General features: G+C 62.4%; 3 protein-coding genes and 1 pseudogene. 2 read left to right on the top strand and 2 right to left on the bottom strand.

Annotated features, from left to right (window positions below):
• Both BGI27_RS17515 and BGI27_RS17510 read right to left on the bottom strand, forming a co-directional pair.
• A partial coding sequence (locus BGI27_RS17515) for a transposase (protein ID WP_141239830.1) occupies positions 1-107 on the bottom strand: 107 nt, incomplete at its 3' end.
• 41 nt (positions 108-148) lie between these two features.
• A complete protein-coding gene (locus tag BGI27_RS17510; RefSeq protein ID WP_095526057.1) occupies positions 149-1,123 on the bottom strand; it encodes a transposase in 975 nt (324 codons plus the stop codon).
• 130 nt (positions 1,124-1,253) lie between these two features.
• Here BGI27_RS17510 and istA point away from each other — a divergent pair.
• Both istA and istB read left to right on the top strand, forming a co-directional pair.
• Positions 1,254-2,803: pseudogene (istA, locus tag BGI27_RS17505) on the top strand (IS21 family transposase).
• On the top strand, positions 2,790-3,626 hold the full coding sequence (gene istB / locus BGI27_RS17500) for an IS21-like element helper ATPase IstB (RefSeq protein WP_095526056.1): 837 nt from the start codon (positions 2,790-2,792) through the stop codon (positions 3,624-3,626). Before istA ends, istB begins: the two are co-directional and overlap by 14 nt.
• Positions 3,627-3,823 lie beyond the last annotated feature (197 nt).

The following is a 3,823-nucleotide window of genomic DNA, read 5'->3' as shown; positions in this document are numbered from 1 at the left end:
ATGCTCACATCCAGTCGCCCGGCAACGTCCGCAACGCTATGTCCGCGATCGGTCACTTGCTTGACCGCTTCAATCTTGAACTCTTCCGTGTATCGCTTGCTACTCATAGACACCTCCACTTGGTTGCCAGCTTAAGGCTTCGAAGTGTCTAGTGAACCGGGGGCGATTCAGTCTGCTTGTGTTTGCCCTGACCCTTGAAGCGTTCATCGCGTTGGCGCATGCCGTTATCTGCAATCAAGGCCGAGATGCCTTCTTCGGCCAGCATCCTGAGGTTGGCTTCGGAGTGATAGCCGGCATCGGCCGTGTAAAGCGTTTCCGGGGTGGCTTGCGTTTGCATGGCGCGCACGACCGGCAGCAGCAGTTCCTGTTCCGAGCCAGTGCCGTGGGCTTGCGCTTCGATAATGACCTGATGTCTGGCATCGACCGCAGCGACGCCGGTGAAGCCTTGAATGACGCCTTTGCCGGTCGCCATCTTGGCGCTGTCCGGGTCGGTACGATTGCTCTTCCTGATGCCGCCCTTGCTGCCTTTGCGGTCCGAGGGGTGGTCAGCCAGCCACTGGCGCAGTTCGCTGGCCTCCTTTTGCATTGACGCAATGCGTTGGCGGGCCTTCTCGGCGAGGTCGGGTTCGACCGGCAGGCGATCGTTGTCGCGGTGGCGTTCGAGCATCCGCTGGGCAGCGGTTTCAAGCTTGTCGGCCTGACGCTGGAAATCAGCTCGGGTGCCGCTCTTCGTCTTGGACGCATTGGCCCGCAGCTTGCCCCCGTCGATGGCGAACATCTCGCGCCCGATCAGCCCCTGCCGGTCGCAGAGGTAGAGCACCTGGGCGAACAGCCGGGCGGCTTCGTCGCCCAGCTCGGAGACGAAGGCAGCCAGGGTCGTGAAGTGCGGGGCAGTATCGCCGCACAGGGCAATGAAGGTGACGTGTTCCCGACACAGCCGCTCGATGCCCCGGCTGCTGACGACACCACGGGCGTAGGCGCAGAGGATGACCTGGAACAGCATCCTGGGCGGGTAAGCTGGCGCCCCGTTCCGGTCGTTGCGATAGCGGGCGGCAAAGCCGCCGAGGTCGATTTCATGTTCGAACAGATGATGCACCGCATGCTCGAAGCTGCCCGGCAGCAACTGCTTCGCCAGATCTGTTGACGCCGACCGAAAACTGAGCCGGGAAATGGCGTGATGCCGAAGTAAAAGTGAGCCGGGTGTTCAACCTACTCTGAGCATTTTTTGCGCAGAGGAAAGATGAGTGATCCCCATGGCCATGATTGGCAAGATCAGGCGGATGTATTTCCGCGAGAAGAAGTCGGTGCGCGAGATATCGCGCTTGACGAGTCTGTCGCGCAACACGATAGACAGATAGACAAGTGGCTCAAGGCGCCGGGCGATGCTGAGTCCAAGTACCGGCGAGAGGCGCGTGAATGCAAGCTCACTCCGTTTCACGATGAGTTGCGTCGGGCCTTGAAGGCCGATGCGCAGCGTCCCCGGCGGGACCGGCGCACCGCGAAAGCCTTGTTTGCCCAGATCCAGCAGGCCGGTTACACAGGCGGCTACAGCCGGGTGACGGATTTCATCCGGGCCTGGCGCGCAGGCGCTGGCGCGGCGGCTGCGGTGAATGCCTTCGTGCCACTGTCCTTTGCCTTCGGCGAGGCCTTCCAGTTCGACTGGAGTGAAGAAGGGCTGCTGGTGGGCGGCATCTACTACAAGGTGCAGGTGGCGCATCTGAAGCTGTGCGCCAGCCGTGCGTTCTGGCTGGTGGCCTACCCGAGCCAGGGGCACGAAATGCTGTTTGATGCGCACACGCGCAGCTTCGCGGCGCTGGGTGGCGTGGCGCGCCGGGGCATCTACGACAACATGAAGACAGCGGTCGATCGCGTGCTCAAGGGCAAGGGACGCGAGGTCAATGCGCGCTTTGCCACGATGTGTTCGCACTACCTGTTCGATGCGGACTTCTGCAACGTCGCCTCGGGCTGGGAGAAGGGTGTCGTCGAGAAGAACGTTCAGGACAGCCGGCGACGGATCTGGACGGACGCGGCAAATCAGCGTTTCAGCTCCTTTGCCGAGCTCAATGTCTGGCTGGGGGATCGCTGCCGGACGCTGTGGCAGGAAATTCGCCACCCGGAGCATCGTGAGTTCAGCGTGGCCGAGGTGCTGGAAATGGAGCGCGCGCACCTGATGCCGATGCCGGAACCCTTCGACGGCTACGTGGAGCGCATCGCGCGCGTCTCCAGCACCTGTCTGGTGGCGATTGCCCGGAACCGCTACTCCGTGCCCTGTGAATGGGCCGGGCAGATGGTCAGCACGCGCCTGTATCCGGACAGCGTGATGATCGTGGCCGAGGACGAGATCATCGCCACCCATGTACGCCTGTCGGCCAAGGCACAGACCCGCTACGACTGGCAGCACTACATTCCCCTGATTGCCCGCAAACCCGGCGCCTTGCGCAATGGCGCGCCGTTTGCCGACCTGCCCGAGCCCTTGCAGCGCTTGCGCCGCGCAATCCTGCGCGAGGACGGCGGCGACCGGGTGATGGCCCAAATGCTGGCACTTGTGCCAGAACTCGGGCTTGAAACGGTATTGGTGGCGGTGGAACTCGCGCTGGAGAGTCTGGCGCCGTCGGGGCGGATCAGCGCCCAGCACGTCATCAATGTGTTGGGCAGGCTCAATGCCCCGCCGCCACCCGAGAATGTCGCCACCGGCCTGCAACTGGCGACGCCCCCGCTCGTGGATATCGCCCGCTACGACAGCCTGCGTGAAGGGCCAGCAGCGCACAACCCGAGCGAGGAGGCCGATCATGCCCAGGCCTGACATTACCGCTGAACTCAAGGCGCTCCGTTTGCACGGCATGGAGCAGGCGTGGGAAGAACTTCAACAGCCCGGTCAAAGCGCCGTGCTCGACGCCTCGCGCTGGCTCATCGAACACCTGCTGCAGGCCGAGCACACGGATCGCGCCATGCGCTCGATCCGCAACCAGATGACCCAGGCCCGCTTCCCGGTGCATCGCGATCTGGCCGGTTTCGACTTCACAGTCTCACCCGTCGATAAGCGCCTGATCGAGCAACTGGCCAGCCTGGACTTCACGGAACAAGCCCACAACATCGTGCTTGTGGGCGGCACCGGCACGGGCAAGACCCATCTGGCCACCGCCCTGGGCATTGCCGGCGTTACCCGCCATGGCAAACGCGTGCGCTTTTACTCCGCGGTCGATCTGGTGAATCTGCTCGAACAGGAGAAAGCGCAAGGAAAATCCGGACGGATCGCCGCGAGCCTGATGCGCATGGATCTGGTGATTCTCGATGAACTGGGCTACCTGCCGTTCAGCCAGAGCGGCGGCGCCTTGCTCTTCCACCTGCTCTCCAAGCTGTATGAGCAGACCAGCGTGATCATCACCACCAACCTCGCCTTCGGCGAATGGAGCGGCGTGTTCGCCGACACCAAGATGACCACCGCCATGCTCGACCGGCTTACCCATCATTGCCACATCATCGAGACCGGCAACGACTCACAACGCTACCGCCAGAGCCATGCCGAAACACGCCGCCGCATCAAGGCCAAGACACAGGGCACCAAGCCCTCACAGGCACAGGCTGACACAGGAGAAGAAAAGGAGGCGAAAGCAGAACCGTTCTGACCAGTACTTCTCGCAGGAGCGATCCGCGACGGGCTACGCCCTTTGCGGACGCTCTTCGCGGCAAGACCGGGAAGAATAAACTTCAGGAAAAGCAAAAAACCTTACACTTATCCACAGCCGAGTAACCCAAAATCGGCAACCAGCCCCGGCTCACATTTCGGTCGGCACGTTGGCTCAGTTTTACTTCGGCGCCGACA

This window comes from Candidatus Dactylopiibacterium carminicum (assembly GCF_014736495.1).
GTDB classification, from domain to species: domain Bacteria; phylum Pseudomonadota; class Gammaproteobacteria; order Burkholderiales; family Rhodocyclaceae; genus Uliginosibacterium; species Uliginosibacterium carminicum.
This window is presented reverse-complemented; position numbering and strand designations above follow the sequence as displayed.

Coding starts and splice junctions, on each gene's coding strand:
- istB (WP_095526056.1), top strand. CDS start 2,790: ATGCCCAGGCCTGACATTACCGCTGAACTCAAGGCGCTCCGTTTGCAC.